Annotated in this window: 24 protein-coding genes; 19 read left to right on the top strand and 5 right to left on the bottom strand. The window is 34.4% G+C overall.

Translation table 11 applies throughout. The annotated features are described in order from the left end of the window. The first annotated feature begins 176 nt into the window (after positions 1–176). Both ABLB96_RS08865 and ABLB96_RS08870 read left to right on the top strand, forming a co-directional pair. Complete coding sequence (locus ABLB96_RS08865; protein WP_348898146.1) at positions 177–635, top strand: hypothetical protein; 459 nt, start codon at positions 177–179, stop codon at positions 633–635. Between the two features lie 164 nt (positions 636–799). Further along, positions 800–1,732: a lauroyl acyltransferase gene (locus ABLB96_RS08870; protein ID WP_348898147.1), complete on the top strand. Its 933-nt coding sequence runs from the start codon at positions 800–802 to the stop codon at positions 1,730–1,732. Between the two features lie 8 nt (positions 1,733–1,740). On the opposite strand, the gene ABLB96_RS08875 is transcribed toward ABLB96_RS08870, so the two are convergent. Beyond that, entirely contained in the window at positions 1,741–1,974 is a 234-nt protein-coding gene (locus ABLB96_RS08875; protein WP_348898148.1) for a hypothetical protein, read from the bottom strand. Positions 1,975–2,252: 278 nt separating this feature from the next. On the opposite strand from ABLB96_RS08875, the gene ABLB96_RS08880 reads away from it, so the two are divergent. Together ABLB96_RS08880 and ABLB96_RS08885 are read left to right on the top strand one after the other, a co-directional pair. Continuing rightward, positions 2,253–2,465 (top strand): hypothetical protein, encoded by a 213-nt coding sequence (locus tag ABLB96_RS08880; protein ID WP_348898149.1) that lies wholly within the window; start codon positions 2,253–2,255, stop codon positions 2,463–2,465. Positions 2,466–2,594: 129 nt separating this feature from the next. Continuing rightward, the gene (locus ABLB96_RS08885; protein WP_348898150.1) at positions 2,595–2,834 is read left to right on the top strand and encodes a hypothetical protein; all 240 of its coding nucleotides are present in this window, start codon (positions 2,595–2,597) and stop codon (positions 2,832–2,834) included. Between the two features lie 205 nt (positions 2,835–3,039). Here ABLB96_RS08885 and ABLB96_RS08890 read toward each other — a convergent pair whose 3' ends face one another. After that, on the bottom strand, positions 3,040–3,192 hold the full coding sequence (locus tag ABLB96_RS08890; RefSeq protein WP_348897824.1) for a hypothetical protein: 153 nt from the start codon (positions 3,190–3,192) through the stop codon (positions 3,040–3,042). Between the two features lie 387 nt (positions 3,193–3,579). On the opposite strand from ABLB96_RS08890, the gene ABLB96_RS08895 reads away from it, so the two are divergent. Together ABLB96_RS08895 and ABLB96_RS08900 are read left to right on the top strand one after the other, a co-directional pair. Then, the gene (locus tag ABLB96_RS08895; RefSeq protein ID WP_348897825.1) at positions 3,580–3,900 is read left to right on the top strand and encodes a hypothetical protein; all 321 of its coding nucleotides are present in this window, start codon (positions 3,580–3,582) and stop codon (positions 3,898–3,900) included. 164 nt (positions 3,901–4,064) lie between these two features. Beyond that, a complete protein-coding gene (locus ABLB96_RS08900; protein ID WP_348897826.1) occupies positions 4,065–4,367 on the top strand; it encodes a hypothetical protein in 303 nt (100 codons plus the stop codon). Between the two features lie 134 nt (positions 4,368–4,501). Here ABLB96_RS08900 and ABLB96_RS08905 read toward each other — a convergent pair whose 3' ends face one another. Continuing rightward, entirely contained in the window at positions 4,502–5,389 is an 888-nt protein-coding gene (locus tag ABLB96_RS08905) for a LysR family transcriptional regulator (protein ID WP_348897827.1), read from the bottom strand. Positions 5,390–5,541: 152 nt separating this feature from the next. Here ABLB96_RS08905 and ABLB96_RS08910 point away from each other — a divergent pair, with 152 nt between their 5' ends. The 8 genes from ABLB96_RS08910 to ABLB96_RS08945 all read left to right on the top strand — a co-directional run bounded on the left by ABLB96_RS08910 (position 5,542) and on the right by ABLB96_RS08945 (position 12,109). Then, positions 5,542–6,456 carry an alpha/beta hydrolase gene (locus ABLB96_RS08910; protein ID WP_348897828.1) on the top strand — a complete coding sequence of 305 codons (915 nt, stop codon included), beginning with the start codon at positions 5,542–5,544 and terminating at the stop codon, positions 6,454–6,456. A gap of 795 nt (positions 6,457–7,251) precedes the next feature. Further along, positions 7,252–7,815 carry a TetR/AcrR family transcriptional regulator gene (locus tag ABLB96_RS08915; protein WP_348897829.1) on the top strand — a complete coding sequence of 188 codons (564 nt, stop codon included), beginning with the start codon at positions 7,252–7,254 and terminating at the stop codon, positions 7,813–7,815. A gap of 425 nt (positions 7,816–8,240) precedes the next feature. Then, a complete protein-coding gene (locus tag ABLB96_RS08920) occupies positions 8,241–8,633 on the top strand; it encodes a hypothetical protein (protein WP_348897830.1) in 393 nt (130 codons plus the stop codon). Between the two features lie 94 nt (positions 8,634–8,727). Then, positions 8,728–8,922, top strand: a complete 195-nt coding sequence (locus ABLB96_RS08925) for a hypothetical protein (RefSeq protein ID WP_348897831.1) — start codon at positions 8,728–8,730, stop codon at positions 8,920–8,922. 591 nt (positions 8,923–9,513) lie between these two features. Further along, a complete protein-coding gene (locus ABLB96_RS08930) occupies positions 9,514–9,663 on the top strand; it encodes a hypothetical protein (RefSeq protein WP_348897832.1) in 150 nt (49 codons plus the stop codon). Positions 9,664–9,752: 89 nt separating this feature from the next. After that, a complete protein-coding gene (locus ABLB96_RS08935) occupies positions 9,753–10,223 on the top strand; it encodes a hypothetical protein (protein ID WP_348897833.1) in 471 nt (156 codons plus the stop codon). Positions 10,224–10,365: 142 nt separating this feature from the next. After that, on the top strand, positions 10,366–10,554 hold the full coding sequence (locus ABLB96_RS08940; protein WP_348897874.1) for a hypothetical protein: 189 nt from the start codon (positions 10,366–10,368) through the stop codon (positions 10,552–10,554). A gap of 661 nt (positions 10,555–11,215) precedes the next feature. Beyond that, positions 11,216–12,109, top strand: coding sequence for a DMT family transporter (locus tag ABLB96_RS08945; RefSeq protein ID WP_348897834.1), 894 nt, complete (start codon positions 11,216–11,218; stop codon positions 12,107–12,109). Between the two features lie 204 nt (positions 12,110–12,313). On the opposite strand, the gene ABLB96_RS08950 is transcribed toward ABLB96_RS08945, so the two are convergent. Together ABLB96_RS08950 and ABLB96_RS08955 are read right to left on the bottom strand one after the other, a co-directional pair. Then, the gene (locus ABLB96_RS08950; protein WP_348897835.1) at positions 12,314–12,724 is read right to left on the bottom strand and encodes a tautomerase family protein; all 411 of its coding nucleotides are present in this window, start codon (positions 12,722–12,724) and stop codon (positions 12,314–12,316) included. Next, a complete protein-coding gene (locus ABLB96_RS08955; protein ID WP_348897837.1) occupies positions 12,715–13,032 on the bottom strand; it encodes a carboxymuconolactone decarboxylase family protein in 318 nt (105 codons plus the stop codon). The genes ABLB96_RS08950 and ABLB96_RS08955 overlap by 10 nt, the downstream gene beginning before the upstream one ends. A 92-nt stretch (positions 13,033–13,124) precedes the next feature. Between ABLB96_RS08955 and ABLB96_RS08960 the strand changes: the two genes are divergently transcribed. The 5 genes from ABLB96_RS08960 (at position 13,125) to ABLB96_RS08980 (ending at position 17,914) form a co-directional block, all read left to right on the top strand. After that, positions 13,125–14,009 (top strand): LysR substrate-binding domain-containing protein, encoded by an 885-nt coding sequence (locus tag ABLB96_RS08960; RefSeq protein ID WP_348897838.1) that lies wholly within the window; start codon positions 13,125–13,127, stop codon positions 14,007–14,009. 121 nt (positions 14,010–14,130) lie between these two features. Beyond that, a complete protein-coding gene (locus ABLB96_RS08965) occupies positions 14,131–14,739 on the top strand; it encodes a paraquat-inducible protein A (protein ID WP_348897839.1) in 609 nt (202 codons plus the stop codon). Continuing rightward, positions 14,736–15,545, top strand: a complete 810-nt coding sequence (locus tag ABLB96_RS08970) for a paraquat-inducible protein A (RefSeq protein WP_348897840.1) — start codon at positions 14,736–14,738, stop codon at positions 15,543–15,545. The genes ABLB96_RS08965 and ABLB96_RS08970 overlap by 4 nt, the downstream gene beginning before the upstream one ends. A gap of 7 nt (positions 15,546–15,552) precedes the next feature. Further along, a complete protein-coding gene (locus ABLB96_RS08975) occupies positions 15,553–17,220 on the top strand; it encodes an MlaD family protein (protein ID WP_348897841.1) in 1,668 nt (555 codons plus the stop codon). Then, on the top strand, positions 17,210–17,914 hold the full coding sequence (locus tag ABLB96_RS08980) for a PqiC family protein (protein WP_348897842.1): 705 nt from the start codon (positions 17,210–17,212) through the stop codon (positions 17,912–17,914). Before ABLB96_RS08975 ends, ABLB96_RS08980 begins: the two co-directional genes overlap by 11 nt. The last annotated feature ends 125 nt before the right edge of the window (positions 17,915–18,039 follow it).

The following is an 18,039-nucleotide window of genomic DNA, read 5'->3' on the forward strand; positions in this document are numbered from 1 at the left end:
GATAAAAAATTTTTTTCTAAAGAGAAGTTAAAATAAGCTTAAAGAATAGCTTAAAATTAACAGTTTGATAACATTTGTTTCTTAATAATACATAAACTTACACGAATAAACATAACTTAAAGCATACTTACTTTGAGAAGCAACCGAGTACTACTTCAAATATAAGGAAAAACTCAATGCCACAATACTTAGCTATTGCTGAAAGTGTGTATAGGAAAGTTAAAGAAGTTGAGCTTTTTTCAGATGATACTATTGAAAATCTTAATCATTTAATAATTTTTATACGTAAAGAGATATCTGGAACCGTTTTCAAACTAAAGTATAACTACATTAATTTTGAAGAAGCTTTGATAAAACCCTTAAATGAATGCCAAGTAAAAATAGATATTAGTCTGATTCCACATCCTGATATGGAAGATGAATATATCTTATGGCTAGCCGGATTTATTGAAAAAATCACAGAAGGTGGGCCTAAACCACCGCCACCGATTAAGAAATTTATTCCTGAATTTATGAGCTTTAAATCAGAACTGGATTTTTTAAATATTCCAAAGGAGAAAGTTCTAAACCAAGGCGAAGAGATTACTGACTATTTTAATTCAGATGCATTTACGAAAAATTTGAAAAGTAAGTGATTAATATTCTTATAAATAATAAAACTCCCAGATGGCTGTAGTTAAGGTATTGCGAATGAATAAGTAAGAACTGTAAGTTGAGCTTAAAAATAGACACACTTTGCAAACGCATATAGGGTTCACGTGTGTTAGGATGATTACCTATACCTCTAGATATTTACAGTATGACGAAATCTGAACCGCAGTATAAGTCTGGGCAGTTTCAATTTTCCTTTCTATCACTGAAATATTGGGGTATATGGTTTTCAGCTTTTATTCTTATGTTTCTTGCCTACTTGCCTTGGGCAATCCAGTGGCGGTTAGCAAAACTTTTTTCAAAAATTGCTTGGTCACTCTTGGCCTCCCGAAGGAAAACAACGTTAAGAAATTTGGGAGCGTGTTTTCCGGAAAAAACACCTGAGCAAATTGAAGCCAAAGCTAAGTTAGTTTTTACCGATACAATGATTGGTATCTTTGAAGCCTTAAATGCTTGGTATTGTCCTGCATGGTTTAAAAAGAGAGTTCATATAGAAGGCTTAGAGCACCTAAATGACAATCGGGATCGGGGTATTTTGCTATTAGGCACACACAGTACATTACTCGATGCAGGGGGCGCTGCTTGCACCTTATTCTTCGATATGGATGTGGTGTATAGACCTCAAAATAATCCTTTTATGGATTTCCTCATTCATCGCAGTCGCGCTAGAGTTTATAAAAATCAAATTGCGAAAGACAACATGCGAAGCCTCATCGAAAAACTAAAAAAGGGTCATGCAATCTGGTATAGCCCTGATCAGGATTTCGGTTTAAAACAAGGGGTCATGGCCTCATTTTTTGGAATACAAGCTGCAACCGTAACCGCACATCGCAGGCTTATGGATATTTCAAATGCTGTTGCAATTCCCTTATATTTTTATAGAAGTGGCGATATCCGAAACCCTCAATACAACGTTCTGGTCGAACCTAAACTTGAAAACTTTCCAAGTGGCTGTGAAGTTGATGATGCTGAACGCGTCAACAAAATTATTGAAAACCAGATCCGAATCGCCCCAACACAGTACATGTGGTTTCATAGACGGTTTAAGACTCGCCCTGTAGGTGAAGCAAAGTTTTATTGATGGATGATTTACTCAAGGTCGAGTTGATCATCATCCTTAGTGACTTTGATTTTTAAATTTTTATATTTCCGTTTGTTTGGGTCAATTGCAGAATTTATGACTTCATCTGAGAAGGATGAACATAGCATCAATTTTGCATATGCTCGGTAACCTATTAAAATTCTGCGTAGGGGATAGTCGGTTCTTGTAGAGTAATATTCAATTCTTGAGTTGAGTTCTTGTAGCAGGGGCTGCTGGGTCATTGAAATAATTTCTATAAGTAGTTCATGACAGCATATAGAGATTTATCTAATCTAAGAAGAAGTATTTTAAAAATAAGATATCCTCTAAAAAAATAAGTGATTAAACTGCATGTTAAAAAAATAATAAATATATAAATTTATTTTTAACTCTAATTATTTTAAGTGGATACAATGAAATTAAAGAATATCCAATTTTAAAAAATTAATAGTAACAACTCTTTTTAAAATAACAGGTGTATTTGTGTTATAGTTAATCTCGATTAATTATTGGTATTAAAATGGATATCTGTATTGGCGGCATACTCAATGGCCAAAAAAGAAAAGATAATCATAATTATTTTAAAGTAGATAGTCATTATTCAGAATATGGTTCTGAATATAGTAAAGAATATTTTCACTTAAATGGGAGGATTTTCTCATTTTGGGTGAGTAAAGAAATGAATTTTATTGAGGCTCAAAAAAGAGTTGAATCATATCTTGTTGAAGTTTAAAAGATCTTAAAGTGGTTTATCGTTTTATTTAATATAAATCTGATTTATGAAATCTCTCCATACATAAGATTCAATGAGTTTTATATTTTTGTATTGTAATATGAAATAAATTAGGCTTTAGGTATGGCTATGAGTGATCAATTAATTGAAAGAGATAAACTTTTACAATATCTAACTCAAAAAAATGCTGAGAAAGAATTGGAGTGTGAGTGGCTTAGAAATATTATTATTCGGTTGCTTGATGAAATTGAAGATAACAGACTACAGGCTCAACTCATTCGACAAGTCAATGCAGAGCTAATTTTACTGATCCAAACACATATAGAGCCAGATTTTACCTTAACAGATTTAACAAAATTTCAAAATTAAATCATAACTAATTTTAAGAAATGGTTATATTAAAAACATAAAAAAATTAATAAGAAATTTTGATTGGAGAATCTGTTATTTTTATAATAAATACAATTGGTTTTTGGTGTTTTTGGTGCTAAAAATATAGTTTTAAAGTCAATTATTTAAAAAGCCCTATATTAAATAGGGCTTATAAATTAATTAAAATAAATTTTAATTAATTTTATTGGCTATTTTCTTTTTTGTTTTGCTCTGGTGGTGAATTTTCTGCTTCAGGGTTTTGAGTGTTTTTTTCATTTTTTTCCTCAGTAGGCTTAGAGTTGGAATCGTTTTGATCTTGAGTTGCTTTTTTTGAAAAATCTTTAAAATCAGACATTTTAAACTTCTTTAATAATAGTAATAAGGAAGTCTTATAATAGGCTGTTAATCTAGTTACATTGCAGTGATTGTGGGAACTATATGTAGAGATATGTGCTTAAAATAGAGCAATTATCGACAAGATGTTTCTTTAAATTAAATAGGCTATTGATATGGTAGGTTAAATATATTTAGCTCAAATACAGGAAGTAACATATATATTAATATTGATTGTTTTTAATTTTTAGATAAATAAAATTTAATTAATTAAATGATAGGTAGGGTGTTATATGGCTGATATTGTGTTAAGGTAATAAAATGCTTATCTATAAATATATTTAGAAAATTTACATATACAGTTTTAAATGCATACTCAATCAACTTAATTTTTAAAAATGAGAAAAATATGGATACTGATATGAAAAAATATTTTGATGTGGCTGAAAGTGTTTATGAGAATATTAATTTAAACAATCAATCCTCAAAAAACATAATTGATTGTTTAAATAGGCTTTTAGTAGAAATTAAAAAAGAGGCTGCTATTAATGATTTGAAATTAAAATACAGTGCTATTGATTTTGAAAGTTGTTTAAATAGACCTATGAAAGAGCGTATTATTAAAATAGATTTAAGCCTCTTGCCTAGCTTTAATAATAGATATGAATATATTCTTTGGTTGGCAAGTTTTATAAAAAGTATTTCTGTCTCTAGGACTGAAAATTTTTAAAAAGAAATTAACTTAGCGAAATATTTACTGAGGGGAGATCTAGGAAACTGAGTAGCTCAGTTTTGCTTAGCAATTTTACATTCAAGTACAGATCATCACTTGTTCAGTGTATGCATTTATGTCTTACTTTAAATTCCAGTACTACAATAAAAAAGGAATTTATTATGAAGTACATTAAGTCTATTTTCGCGGCTTTACTGATCGCTCTCTCTGCTCCAACCTTTGCAAAAGAACATGCTTACCATGGTTCGCATCAGGGCTATAGCCATGCTTATCGTGGCTCACATCAGGGCTATGGTCATGCCTATCATGGTACACATCATGGTTATGGCCATGCTTATCGTGGTTCGCATCATGGTTATGGTCATGCTTATTATGGCCCGCATCATGGCAAAGGCTACTATCATAATAAAGCCCATGGCGATCATGGGTCTGATATGCATAGCCACGGACGTGGTCATCGATAATTCAGTTCACTATAGAACCCTGCAATATCCTGCGGGGTTTTTTATGCTTCCATCTCACCTATTTATAAACTCAAATTTTATCAACTATGGTGAAGTTGTTCAGGATTTAGATTAGGCGTCTGTTATTAATAAAATTATTTTTCGATCAATGCATCTTTAATAATCTTAAACGCAGGAGATATTAAACGCCGACTCGTATAGAACAAATAAAAGGGTGGCAATGTGACAGCATATTGCTCTAATAAACTTACTAGTTTTTTTTCTTCCAAAGCTGGTTGCACGAGCGAATAGGGTAAATAGGCAATTGCACAACTGTCTATTACTGCATCTAACATCTCATCTAAACTGGTCATCACGAGTTGTACTGGCCCTCTAAAATATATACTTTTATTTTTATCTTTAAACTCCCAAGCCATTAGAGAGTTATCAGTTAATAACCTGATATAAATTCCTTTATGATTTTTTAAATCTTCAATCGTATGGGGTGTACCGTATTTTTCTAAATACATAGGTGAAGCCACCAAACGAAATGGAATCTCTTTACTTATAGGGATCGCAATTAAATCTTTTTCGACTAAATTGCCTACACGGACACCAGCATCATATCCCTCTTTGGCAATATCAATCCGTCTATTCTCAGAAGTCAGTTCAATCGATATATCGGGATATTGCTTAACAATATTTTTAAGTTTGGGCCACAAATGATATTTAATCGTATAAGCATCTGCAGAAATACGAACATGTCCACTCGGCAGGTCTTTCATAGAACTAATTTGTTCTATTCCTAAGTCTATATTTTCTATGTTTTGACCGACTAATTCGATTAAACGAGAACCCGCTTCGGTAAGAGTTAAGCTGCGGGTAGATCGGTTTAATAATTTGATACCTAACTGCGCTTCAAGATTATTAATACTTTGACTCACAGCAGACTGAGTAACGCCCATATATGCCGCAGCTTTCGTAAAATTTTTAGTCTTTACTACTTCAGAAAATGTTTTTAAATCATTCAGATTGATTTTCATGATTTATAAGTTCTACTAATAGTTACGATCAAATTATACCTTCTAATCAGACTAATCGTTGCTTGTTACTATGGTTTTAGTGAAATGAAGCACAAGCAAAACTCATCCCATTTTTTCAACAAAACATTTAAGTTAATTAAGGAATCAATCTAATGAAAACTGTGAAATTTCAAAACACTAATGGTCAAGGCAATACAATTGCTGCAAATATTCATTACCCACCAACTTTTGATGAAACTCAAAAATATCCTACAGTTGTTGTTGCTCATCCGGGTGGGGGCGTAAAAGAGCAAACAGCAGGTTTATATGCAGCTAATCTTGCAAAGCAAGGATTCGTAACTATTGCATTTGATGCCTCTTATCAAGGTGAAAGTACAGGTCTTCCACGTCAATTGGAAAATCCTTATATCCGTACAGAAGACATTAGTGCCGTTATTGATTATCTCACCACGTTAAGTTATGTCGATCAAAACCGTATTGGGGCGATGGGTATTTGTGCAGGTGCGGGTTACGCTGCGAATGCGGCAATCAATGATCATCGTATTAAAGCAGTAGGTACGGTAAGTGCAGTAAATATTGGTTCAATGTTTAGAAATGGTTGGGAAAATACAGTTAAAGATGCAGACGCTATCCCATACATTCAAGCCGGATCTGATGCTCGAACAGCAGATGCAAATAGTTCAGATATTGCAACCATTCCGCTTGCGCCTTTAAAAGAGGAAGATGCGCCGAATGAAGAGCTGCGTCAAGCATGGGAGTATTACCATACACCACGAGCTGAACACCCTAATTCACCAGGATTTGCAACAGCTCGTAGCTTAACTCAAATTATTACTTATGATGCCTACAACAAAGCTGAAGCTTTCTTAACTCAGCCATTAGTTTCGATTGCTGGAAGTGTGGCAGGTAGTAAGTGGATGAGTGAAGATTTAATTCAGCGCGCGGCAAGTCAGGATAAAACCTTACATATTATTGAAGGTGCAAATCACATGGAATTATATGATATTCCTCAATATGTAAATGAAGCTTCGAGCGTACTTACAGATTTCTTTAAAATAAAACTATAAGTTGATTAGCATTCATACAGTAAAAGCCGTTTAATGGGCTTTTACTCTTTTGAAATAAAACTTATTTTTGTTGGATGAATTAATTTATTTCAAGCGCTTTAAAAATGAAGGCTATTTTAGATAAAGATAGACCAGATAGACTTGCGGTTTAGCGCATTTATACACTGAACAATATTGATTTAAACTGAGAAACCGCCACTTTATAAACTCCAATTTAACAATAACTTGTTAATTATTTATCCTTACTTTTTAATGATCTAATTTAAAACAAATGTCATTTTGCGTGCTTGACTACACGTGACTTGGACACTATCCTTTGCCTGCTGGCCTACATTGCCAGTCGGTCGTCGCAGACCGTTTCACACCGCATCAGGGCTATTCCATCTGAGGAGTAGTTTTGTGTGTACTCTCGTTCCCTCCCGTAGCGGTAGGACGGGAGAGGGACACCTATGGTGTGCTGGTTGTGTGACCAGTCTGCGAACCTTCTTCCGTTCTGCCACCCTAATTTTAATGTTTGGCAGAACTCCCAATAAAAAGGAGTTGGCTTTGCACATTCATTATTTCTTGGCAGTCCTTGCCAAAAGCTATAACGACACAGCTTAAAAAATTACAGCAGCTTGAACGCCATAAGGTTTTCAGGCTTTAAGTCATTTTTACTTAAAACTTACGTTAACAACAAAACTTGAGATGTGCCAAGCACCGTCTTACGGCTTTGCTGTGCCTTTTTTTCTCCCAAAAAGGGCACAGGCTTTTTATCTCATTTAGATACAACAAGAATTTTATAACGGTAAACCTATGCCAAATTACTTAGAAACCTCTTCCAAAAAATTACACATTATTGATACCTCTATTCGTCTATTTACGACTTATGGATTTCACACAGCAGGCGTAGACCTGATTGCCAAAGAGTCTAAAATTCCAAAAGCCACACTTTACAACTACTTCCACTCAAAAAGAGGTCTGATTGAAATATGCCTCTTACTTCAAAAAGCCACACTTATGGATAAAGTAACAGAGGTCATAGAAACGACTCAATATTCCACTTTGACTGATAAACTCAGGCAAATTTATCTTTTACATGCCGACTTAAATAGCGCTTACTATTTACTGTTTAAGGCAATTTTTGAAATTAAAACACTTTATCCTCACGCTTACCAAAGCGCTGTGCGTTATAGGCGCTGGCTAAAAAATGAGGTTTTCTGCCTCATGGTAGAAACTAAAAAAATGGCTTCCTATGCAGAAGCAGAAATTTTGGTATTTATGATAGATGGGGCAATTTTAGGGCTTTTAACTTCAAACAAAATTGAAGAACAAACTAAGTTGTTAGATTACTTTTTGGCGAGAGTCGCCGAGCTGTAAAAGCAAAAGAAGCATCTTAGTGTTAAATATTTAAGAGATAAATAACATTTAGAATTTTAAATGCTCCTTACATTGCCTAGACAGGAAACACCAAAGAACCTCGTCAAAACTATAACAAAGAATGCTGAAGATTGTTGCAAACGATGGAACTAAGAAGCAATTTTCAAGTAAAGTTGGTCTGTTGTAATTAAGCTAATTCGAAAGAGTTGGCTTTTTTGTTTTATACATGACCGAAGGAGAATCACATTTTAAAGGTGTTTATTTAATTTCAATAATACGATTTAGAATTTGCTTGATTATTGCAATGCTATCACCTGAACACAAAGAGAGTCTGATATTACTTTCGCACAACTGAATATTACAGTGAGATATGTTAAGTTTTATAGTCTAAGTCACGATTACTTTTTTAGTAGGTGTGGTGTGTAATGAATGAAATATGGGAATATCATTTTAAAAAAGGATGGATTCATCAGCACAATTTTCTTGCCGCTTACCTCACTTTATTTAATGAGAAAGATATATCTAAAGCTATAATTGCACTGGGATATTTTGGAAAATATGGCGTTTATCAAATAGATGATTCAATACTTGGAAATCCAATTGAAGTATATGAATTACAAAATGGTTCCAGACTCCCCAAATACTTAATTGAATATTGTCCAGTAGGAGCAAATATCGATTATTTTGTTGCATGTAATATGCCGAGCTTGATTGAGCTTTTAAACAAGCTAGCTCCATTAGTTCATGCAGTAACAGCATGTAATCAAATTAATGATATATCACCGAATTTAAAAAAACATTCAAAACTAGTTATTTAGATTTTAAATCAATTCTAGTTACTAAGCTTGAATTAATTTTTGATTATTTGTTCTATTGTGATGAAATCTTAAACATTTTGAGTAGAACTTTGTTATGACAAGAGAATATAAATATTATCAAGTGGAATCTACTCATTACAATCTTGAACAAGTTGTTAAATTTACAACAAGTACAGACTTGCGTTCAGCTCTCGTTCGGTTCTCAGATGGCTCAGAAGAGGAGTTTACTTTTGCTAATGAGGATGAGTATTTAGAGTTCCTGCAAGTAATAAGAGGGATAGAATTTTAATTTTTTAATGTGATAAATCTATCCATACGCTAAAGAAATAGTATTTATTATTATTTGTATTTTAAATGAGTGCGAATTATACATAACCGCTAATTAGCCATTATATAAAATTACTTGATAGATTAAGTAGAATATTAAAAAATACTTTGAAAACGGATATAGATTTTGGGTTTGTTAGGATGATTTCTGATTTGAGTGATTTAAAGTTGTAGCACTATTGATTTTGAAAGTTATTTAAATAGACAAGTGAAATAATATATTATTAAAATTGAATTAATTATGCTGCCTGGTTTTAAAATAAATATATATTTATTCTTTGGTTAGAATGCTTTTTAAAAAGTATTTCTATTGTAAAAAAAGATGTAAATATATAAATTTCACTTAAGATTTTTATTTTATTTATAATTGAATTAAATTTTTTGAGATGCTTAAAATTAGATGCAGGAAAAAATTATAATTATTAATTATCCTAATAGTAAACAAGGAGATCACATTCAGATACATTTGTATAGTATCTAAGTAAGGGTAAAAGGACTATGGTCATTAAGTGCTAGATAATCATCTACACACCATTAAATAGGAGAGACTCTAATGTCTCAACCAGACCAAGTTAAAAATGATCAAGATAAATCAAAGCAGCAACAACAGCAACAACAAGATGGTAAAGAGTTTGTGCCAAAAATCCCTGATCAGAATGATTTAAATAAACCAAATCAAAATGATAAAAATCAGGAAAAATAATATAATAAATTTTTTTCTTAATAGTTTAATTGGTAGAAAGAATTACGATTCTTTTTGCCATTTTTTAAGATTAAGAGGAATATTTTAAAATGATTTTTATTATAATCGTTATTTTTTTAGTTTTTTGTTCCTGTTTTTTATTTAAAATTTTTTCCAAAGTTTATTTGGAGCTGCCTGAAAGAACAATAAAAATAGCTGGGAAGATATTCACAGAAAATAAAAATTTTTTTGAGCATGAAATAATTGTAACTTTATATCAGGAAGAGTTGATAACTTTGGTAGGTGACCAAAATAGTGACAAGATTACTGTTTTTAAAAATGCAGTAATATGTTTGGAAAAAGAAACAAATAAAATTGCCGTATATATAGATACTTTAAGAGTAGGATATCTTAATAAAATAAATTCTAATAGTTTTTCTGATTTTTTGAAAATAAAAGGTTTTAATAAAAAGGATGCTTTTGAAGTTGATGCGATTATAATTAGTGAAAAATTAAGCCTATGGAGTGTGAAGCTAGATATACCATATGATATGAAAAAATTTAGGTTTGATAAGTATTAGATTTATAATAACTATTTAAGTTTATTTTTGTTATGTATGTCTTAATATTTTTTTGTATTTAAAGAGAAAAGAGATCATAATAATTTTGTGAATAATAAAAAGGCGAAAAACTATGGAACGTAGAGCTGTTAAAATGCATAAAATGTTTAGAGAATTTCATGAAGAAAAAGAGCATGGTTATATGGGAGAGTATGATGAAAAACATAACCTTGTAGAGGTATATGATATTTTTAAAGAAAGAATGAAGAAAATAGAAGGAACTTATCAGTGGGTTTTGCCTTCATCGGGTGAAGTTTTCTTTGTTGAGGAAGACCCGCTCTATATTCGCTAACTAATTTTTCTTATTTATTGGCATTTTCCAAATTCTCTATATTTATACCGCTTAAAAAAATATCTGATAAACGACTCTTAAAACCCAAGCTATTGAGCTTGGGTTTCTAAACGCTTAATACTGTAATGTCATTATATGTATTTTAGTCTTTCTCAAGAAATTTCGTAATTTCTATAATCTTGTTAAGTGCTTGTGGCTTGAAAAATTTAAAGTGACTTGCAAATCATTTTTTTTCTTCTTCGAAAATTAGTTCTAATGCCGTGTTGTATTTATTTAACTGATTTATAAATCAATGAAACGTATATAAATCTTTTATAATATCTTTGTTTTTTTCAGAGCCAATAAAAGTATCTCCCCAATGAAAAAAATTTCTTTATCTCAGTTAAATAACTTTTCAACGAGTGAAAAAGCAACTTCATCAATCTCTATAGAGCCTATACAATCTTTATTTCTATTTAGAACCAAAGGTATAATTTGAATATTTAAGGAACCTACTGAATTAGAATTTAATTTAACATAAAAATTAATTTTCATATTAAATAGATGAATAATTTAAATTTTATGTCTATAAGGCTAAACAATTTATCCTAAAAAAATCTAGTCAATTAGATAAATATAAATTAGCCAAATAATTAAAGATATAAATGTATTGGAGAAATGTGTGAATGATCATGAGTTAAAAAGAAAAGCCGGCACTCTTGAAATGGTTGTAGCCATGCTACTTTCAGGGAGTATTGGTCTATTTGTAATTAAATCAGGTCAATCACCGATTAATATCGTATTTTTTCGCTGTCTGATTTCCGCACTATGCTTGATACCCATCTGTTTATTCTATGGACATTTTAAAAAAGTATACTTTGACAAAAAAGAACTGTTTTTAATGGTGACTTCGGGCTTACTGATTATTTTTAATTGGGTACTACTGTTTGCAGCTTTCCCAAAAACTTCTATTTCTTTAGCCACGATTGTTTATCACGTAAACCCGTTTGTTATTTTATTTTTAGGGGCTTTAGTCTTTCATGAAAAGCTAAATAAAAATGATGTGCTATGGACCATAGTTGCTTTTGTTGGCTTAATCGTGATTATAGGTTTGGGCAGTGCTTCGGTAAGCTCTAATGAGTTAGCAGGTTTGGGCTTGGTTTTAGTTGCCACAACACTGTATTCGGTATCCGTTCTAATCACTAAAAAATTAACCCACACACCGCCGTTATTAATTGTGCTTATACAAACCTTAAGTGGAGCCATTGTTATGACTCCATTTATCTCTGTTTTTGAAAACCCACCTATAGGTCAACAATGGTTGTTTGTACTCGGACTAGGGATTCTACATACTGCATTTCTTTATTATTTGATGTACTCCGCAATTAAGAAAATACCTTTAAATAACATTGCGATCTTATCTTTTATTTATCCTATATCGACCATAGTAATTGATTATTTCTTCTTTGATCATGTACTTACTAGTACCCAATTTTTAGGTGCAGGTTTAATCTTAGTGGGGGTGTTGGGAGTGAAGTTACACTGGAATGTTTTTGCGTTAAAAACATTAAAATAACAATACTAAAGGTTTTGCCCGTGAATAAAATTGAGAAAGTGGCTCTTTTTAGCGAGTGACGATGCAAGCTTAATTACAGGAAATGCTTTACTTGCTGATGGTGGCGTAACTATTTGTAAAAGCTAGCTAGAGAATTACTATATAAATAGTAAAAAGTGAGGCTGCTAGAACCTCACTTTTTGTTGGATGTATTTGATTTACAAGCTAATGTTCTAAAGCAAAGGTTTTCAAGTAAAGATCTGCACGCTGTGCATGACCAAAGCACCAATCTTCAGCAGTATTTTGTACAATCACAAACATAATATCCTGCTCAGGAATGTTAAATGTTTGATGGAGTTGTGTAGTCACATGCTGCATTAAATCTAATTTTTGCTGAGCTGTTCTGGGTTTGCCAGAAGTGATGTATAGCAGCATAAATTTTTCAGTACGGGGAGACCTCACCCAATAGTTAGGGTCGACAATTACATTGTCTTGAGGTAAGTGCTCAAAAATATGGAAGCAATCATTTTTTGGAGTATCAAAATAACATTCCATACAAGTCTGCACAATTTTTGAAATCTGAGCTTTCTCAAGATCTGTATAGGCATAACTGGTCGTAAAACGAATCATGGGCATGACCATATCTCCTCTGGCATATGTTCAAGTGCGGAAATGGCAGTAGGTAAGCCTGCATAAAAAGCAATATGGGTAATGGCTTCTATAATTTGCTCTTTGGTAATGCCTTGAGTTAAGGCATTTTTGACGTGCCATTCGAGCTGTGAATAACGCCCTTGTAAAACGAGTGCGGTAATTGTAATAAAACAACGTGTTTGAGTTTCAAGCATAGGCCTTTGCCAGATATCTGCAAATAAGTAGTCTTTACCAAACTCATAAAGCTTGGGCGAAATACTTTCTAAGTTATGAATATCAATTTTTCTGAACATTTTAGATCTCAACACTCATGCTGTTGTTGCTAATATGGCAGTTTGATATAGTTTAAAAAATCAAAACTTTTCTAACTAATGATTCGGTTTTTATGAATGATTATGCCAAACTTCCAACCAATCTTGATTTAGATGCCTTACGCGCGTTTGTTAAGGGAATCGAGCTTGGAAGTTATCAGCTAGCAGCACAACACTTATGCCGTTCTCCGGCCGCAATTAGTGCGCAATTAAAAAAATTAGAACAGCAAACAGGTTGCCAGCTTCTTAGAAAACAGGGGAGGTTATTAGAATTAACTCCTAGTGGTGAATTGTTATTGAGTCATGCTAAAAATATGTTAGCCATTAATGATACGGTGCTTTTAAAACTGCATCGGACTCAGGCCAGTGGCGTCATCCGTTTTGGTCTACAAGAAGATTTTGCTGAGGGAACCTTACAGCAACTTATCGCTCAGTTTATGTTGCAACATCCTAATGTACAGTTTCAAATTCAGGTCGACCGAAACCAGAATCTGATCGAGAAAGTACAAAAGCAAGAACTAGATTTGGCGCTTATTTGGCAGCAAAAACCAGTAATTGAAAACTTTTATGAACTCAAAAGTGTCGAGACAAAATGGTTGTTTTGTGCCCATGCGCATATTCAGCAAATCATTGAAGATAAAGCTTCTATTCCACTCGTAGTATTGCAGCAACCTTGTATGTTAAGACATATGGCGATTGAGGCACTTGAACAGGCTGGATTGGCTTGGCATATTGCTTATGAGTGTAACTCTGTTCAAGCATTATGGCCTGCTGTACGGGCAGGTATTGGTATAAGTTTGAGATCATGTTTTCAAACGCCTTCAGACATTCAGACCATAAAAAGTGATGTATTGCCGGTGCTTAAGCCTTTAACTTTTGGTCTCTATTTCAATTCAACCACACAATCTCTACATATTATTCAGCAGTTTCAACAATATATTGAACAGCATCTACGGTAATTTTTATTCTAAAATTTCCATTGTCCGATATAGCTTTTAGATTGATTTATCTTTGATTTTATCTTAGTAATAAAAAGAGCTTTGTGCGACACAGTAAAACGATAAACCTTAGAGTATGACTATGAAGCTTAAAGAATTAGCAGGTTGTGAGGAGTGCGATACCGTCTATCGTAGAGCTCCGCTTGCTTACGGAAAAAGGGCTTACTGTGTCTGCTGCGGTGCAGAGCTTTATCGGCATACCAAACCGTTTAGCACGATGTTGGCTCTCATTTTAACGGCCTTAATTGTATTTATTATTGCCAACAGCTTTCCGATTGTAAAAATTGAACTGCAAGGCAACATATCCGAAACCACTTTACTGGGCGCGGTATGGGTCATGTTTCATTATGATCGGGCGTTTGTGGGTGTCCTCATTTTAATAACGACGTTTATTGTGCCGCTCTCATATTTGTTATTACTGGGTTATGTCCTTGGTACGGTGAGTATATTAAAGAGACGTCCCAAGTTTTTAATCGGTGCCTTACGAACACTTTATTTTATGAGAGTGTGGGGAATGGTGGAGGTATTTCTCATTGGAATTTTGGTCACACTTGTAAAATTAATGGGGATGGTGCTGGTTATTCCCGAAATTGCCTTGTGGGCATTTGGAGCCTTGAGCCTATTGATGGTTTATATTACTTCCATAAAAGTCAGCGATATATGGAACGAAATTGATAGGTCACAACCATGAAAACAATAAAAAATGTGACGCCACATAAACCCTTAACTACCGATACGGTTCTAAAGCAGTACCCAAGAGCCAAAGATCTTTCGCTCGTCCTCTGTCACTGCTGTGGATTATTGAACTCATCAAAACTAAATAAAACATCAGCTCTTAAAAAACCTAAAGTTTTACGCTGTGTGAGATGTCATAGTGTACTGCATGAGCGTAAGCCGGGAAGTTTAAACCGTACCTTTGCTTTAGTAGTGGCTGCCACTATTTTGTATATACCGGCAAACGTGTTGCCGATGACGATAACTGACTCACTGTTAGGCAGCCAAAAAGACACCATCATGAGTGGTGTGATTTACTTTTGGCAAAATGGAGACTATTTGGTGTCGGTGGTCATTTTCATGGCCAGTATTTTTATTCCGATGCTTAAGCTATTTATTTTGTATTTCCTGTTATTGGTTGTATATATACAGTCATCGGCAGCATGGAAATTTTCACCAGAGCAATGTATCAAACTATACCGTATCGTTGAATTTGTTGGGCGTTGGTCCATGATTGACGTATTCGTGGTCGCTTTATTAACCGCGCTTATTCAGATTCAATCGCTTGCGACGATTTTGGCAGGGCCGGGTTCTATTGCTTTCGGCGCAGTTGTGGTTTTAACCATGTTTGCATCTTTAAGTTTTGACCCGCGTATTATTTGGGATAATTTCTATGCATCTCAAAATACAAACAAGCCCAACCGTTTTTCTCCGGAAAAAACCACAATTATTCAAGACGAACACTCGCCTTTGAATAATGATTCCATTAATCCCAGTCAATAAAAGAACAATGAGTATGTCTGAAAACAAAACAACCGGTGGTACCTCAGATCATCATGAGACAGATGTTGAACTGGAAAACATGAATGATTTACCAGAACCCCAAGAAAAGAAAAATAAGTGGAAGCCTTTATTAATTTGGATTATTCCGCTTATTGCACTGTTAATTGCACTTTCACTGGCTGTGAAAGCACTGTTGTCTAATGGACCAACCATTGAAGTATCATTTCGTACAGCCGAAGGTTTAGTCGCAGGTAAAACAACAGTACGTTATAAACAAGTAGACATTGGGTTGGTACGGCAGATTGCTCTTGCAGAAGACCGTTCACACATTATTGCGCGAATTGATTTGCGTAAGGATGCAAGCAACTTTGCTGCCCAAGACTCACGGTTCTGGGTAGTACGACCACGGATTGGGACAGGTGGAATTTCCGGAATTGATACTTTGTTATCAGGTTCCTATATCGAAGTAGACGGCGGGAAATCCCCCGAGAAAAAACTTGAATTTACGGGCCTAGAAATACCGCCAGTGATTACCTCGGATGTGCCAGGTAAAGAATTTTTCCTAAAAGCCGATGACTTGGGATCTTTGGATATCGGTTCACCGATTTATTACCGCCGAATTAACGTCGGACAAATCACCGCTTATAAGCTAGCTGATGACGGTAAAAGTGTGCAGCTTCAAACTTTTATCCGTGCGCCGTATGATAAGTTTGTAACCACAGATGCACGCTTTTGGCAGGCAAGTGGTATCGATGTAAGTTTGAATGCTTCAGGCTTTAATTTAGATACTCAATCACTGGCGAGCATTGTTGCTGGTGGTATTGCGTTTGGTTTCCCTGAAAACTCAAATGCGACTACAGCCGCCAATAAGAGCAATTTTACGCTTTGGGATTCAAAATCTGAAGCTCTAAAAGAACCAGACGGGCAGCCTCGTGGCGTGATTATGTATTTTGATCATTCGTTACGTGGCTTGGCTGCGGGTGCGCCAATCGACTTCATGGGCATTGAGATTGGTAACATTAAATCAATTAATGCCGAGTTTTATAACAACTATAAGCAGATTCGTATGCGTGTTGAGGCGGTTATTTATCCGTCACGCGTTGAAAATGGTTTAGCACTCAATCCAAACAGCACTATTTTCAAAGATTTTGTTGAGCATGGATGGCGTGCGCAAATGAGAACTGGAAACCTCTTAACTGGCCAAAACTATATTGCTTTGGATAAGTTCCCTAAAGCGAAACCGGCAACTTTACAAGTCTTGAAAGATGGTCGTGTAGTAATTCCAACTACGCCAACAGAGCTAAGCGGTTTACAGGCACAAGTTTCTCAAATTGCTGATAAGTTAACGAAATTCCCATTAGTTGAAATTGGGCAGGATGTACGTAAAACGCTTAAAAATATGAATACAGCGATTGAGTCTACAGACAAGCTGGTTAAACAGTTAGATGGAAAAGTTGCACCTGGTTTACAAGCCACATTAGACGATGTTCGTAAAACTGTAAGATCATCTGAGTCTATTTTGTCGAGCGATGCGCCGTTACAACAAGACGTACGTAAAGCGCTACAGCAAATGACTCGTGCGGCTGCTTCGTTACAACTCATGTCTGATTATATTGAGCAACATCCTGAATCTATTATTCGTGGTAAGAGACCAGAGGCCAACGATGAAAAATAAAAAGAATCACTCATTACACTCTAAAGCAGCCAAATGGCTACTTGGGGGTGGCATGGTTTTCACAGCAGTTGCTATGACTGCTTGTTCGAGTTCGCCAACGCCAAATTATTATACGATTAGCCCGAAAGTGACTCCGGCAGTTAACTCAAGTATTCGAGTCATTGAAGTTTTACCGGTTGGACTTCCAGACCGTTTAGACCGCGCACCTTTGGTGCTACAAGACAGTAACGGTAAGTCTACCGTACTTGATAACGAGCGTTGGACTTCGACCATGAGTACGCAATTACGCGATACTTTATCGGCAGGGTTACAACAAAAATTAGGAGCGATTGATAGCTATAGCAGTGGGCTTGCCGGAAATAATCAGCCTCTATATCGAGTTTCTACAGACTTCTCTCATTTTGATATTGTCGATAAAAGTAATATTAATATTGCGGTGTCGTGGGTCGTGAAGCGTCAAATACCTCCGACTCAATTACAATCATCTAATGCCAAAGTCATTACCAATGCAGGGTCTCAGCTCAATTGTCGAATTGCTTTTAAGCAGCCGATTGATCAAAAAGCTAAAAAACTCGAAGCCATTGTGAGTGCTTCAAGTGAGGCCATGACTCAAATTATTAATACGGTGTCTGCTTCAATTGTTGCGCTCGATTCGAATAAAAAATCAGTGATTAATAACGGTGTTTGTTCTTAATAACGCCTTATCTTTGACTTTTTTGTTCTATGTTTAATTTAAAGCTCCTTATTGTTAAGGGGCTTTTTTATATTTAAATGGGATTTAATTGCTATAAAGAGAGCAATTTTATTCTAGTCGTACTG

Origin of the sequence: Acinetobacter sp. XH1741 (assembly GCF_041021895.1) — a bacterium.
GTDB lineage: Bacteria > Pseudomonadota > Gammaproteobacteria > Pseudomonadales > Moraxellaceae > Acinetobacter.

What these genes read in the sequence shown, in the direction of transcription:
- ABLB96_RS08920 (WP_348897830.1), top strand. Translation starts at nt 8,241, where the DNA reads ATGAATGAAATATGGGAATATCATTTTAAAAAAGGATGGATTCATCAG.
- ABLB96_RS08955 (WP_348897837.1), bottom strand. Translation starts at nt 13,032, where the DNA reads ATGTTCAGAAAAATTGATATTCATAACTTAGAAAGTATTTCGCCCAAG.
- ABLB96_RS08880 (WP_348898149.1), top strand. Translation starts at nt 2,253, where the DNA reads ATGGATATCTGTATTGGCGGCATACTCAATGGCCAAAAAAGAAAAGAT.
- ABLB96_RS08885 (WP_348898150.1), top strand. Translation starts at nt 2,595, where the DNA reads ATGAGTGATCAATTAATTGAAAGAGATAAACTTTTACAATATCTAACT.
- ABLB96_RS08980 (WP_348897842.1), top strand. Translation starts at nt 17,210, where the DNA reads ATGAAAAATAAAAAGAATCACTCATTACACTCTAAAGCAGCCAAATGG.
- ABLB96_RS08930 (WP_348897832.1), top strand. Translation starts at nt 9,514, where the DNA reads ATGTCTCAACCAGACCAAGTTAAAAATGATCAAGATAAATCAAAGCAG.
- ABLB96_RS08925 (WP_348897831.1), top strand. Translation starts at nt 8,728, where the DNA reads ATGACAAGAGAATATAAATATTATCAAGTGGAATCTACTCATTACAAT.
- ABLB96_RS08910 (WP_348897828.1), top strand. Translation starts at nt 5,542, where the DNA reads ATGAAAACTGTGAAATTTCAAAACACTAATGGTCAAGGCAATACAATT.
- ABLB96_RS08965 (WP_348897839.1), top strand. Translation starts at nt 14,131, where the DNA reads ATGAAGCTTAAAGAATTAGCAGGTTGTGAGGAGTGCGATACCGTCTAT.
- ABLB96_RS08890 (WP_348897824.1), bottom strand. Translation starts at nt 3,192, where the DNA reads ATGTCTGATTTTAAAGATTTTTCAAAAAAAGCAACTCAAGATCAAAAC.
- ABLB96_RS08935 (WP_348897833.1), top strand. Translation starts at nt 9,753, where the DNA reads ATGATTTTTATTATAATCGTTATTTTTTTAGTTTTTTGTTCCTGTTTT.
- ABLB96_RS08895 (WP_348897825.1), top strand. Translation starts at nt 3,580, where the DNA reads ATGGATACTGATATGAAAAAATATTTTGATGTGGCTGAAAGTGTTTAT.
- ABLB96_RS08865 (WP_348898146.1), top strand. Translation starts at nt 177, where the DNA reads ATGCCACAATACTTAGCTATTGCTGAAAGTGTGTATAGGAAAGTTAAA.
- ABLB96_RS08970 (WP_348897840.1), top strand. Translation starts at nt 14,736, where the DNA reads ATGAAAACAATAAAAAATGTGACGCCACATAAACCCTTAACTACCGAT.
- ABLB96_RS08900 (WP_348897826.1), top strand. Translation starts at nt 4,065, where the DNA reads ATGAAGTACATTAAGTCTATTTTCGCGGCTTTACTGATCGCTCTCTCT.
- ABLB96_RS08905 (WP_348897827.1), bottom strand. Translation starts at nt 5,389, where the DNA reads ATGAAAATCAATCTGAATGATTTAAAAACATTTTCTGAAGTAGTAAAG.
- ABLB96_RS08940 (WP_348897874.1), top strand. Translation starts at nt 10,366, where the DNA reads ATGTTTAGAGAATTTCATGAAGAAAAAGAGCATGGTTATATGGGAGAG.
- ABLB96_RS08870 (WP_348898147.1), top strand. Translation starts at nt 800, where the DNA reads ATGACGAAATCTGAACCGCAGTATAAGTCTGGGCAGTTTCAATTTTCC.
- ABLB96_RS08950 (WP_348897835.1), bottom strand. Translation starts at nt 12,724, where the DNA reads ATGCCCATGATTCGTTTTACGACCAGTTATGCCTATACAGATCTTGAG.
- ABLB96_RS08975 (WP_348897841.1), top strand. Translation starts at nt 15,553, where the DNA reads ATGAGTATGTCTGAAAACAAAACAACCGGTGGTACCTCAGATCATCAT.
- ABLB96_RS08960 (WP_348897838.1), top strand. Translation starts at nt 13,125, where the DNA reads ATGAATGATTATGCCAAACTTCCAACCAATCTTGATTTAGATGCCTTA.
- ABLB96_RS08875 (WP_348898148.1), bottom strand. Translation starts at nt 1,974, where the DNA reads ATGACCCAGCAGCCCCTGCTACAAGAACTCAACTCAAGAATTGAATAT.
- ABLB96_RS08915 (WP_348897829.1), top strand. Translation starts at nt 7,252, where the DNA reads ATGCCAAATTACTTAGAAACCTCTTCCAAAAAATTACACATTATTGAT.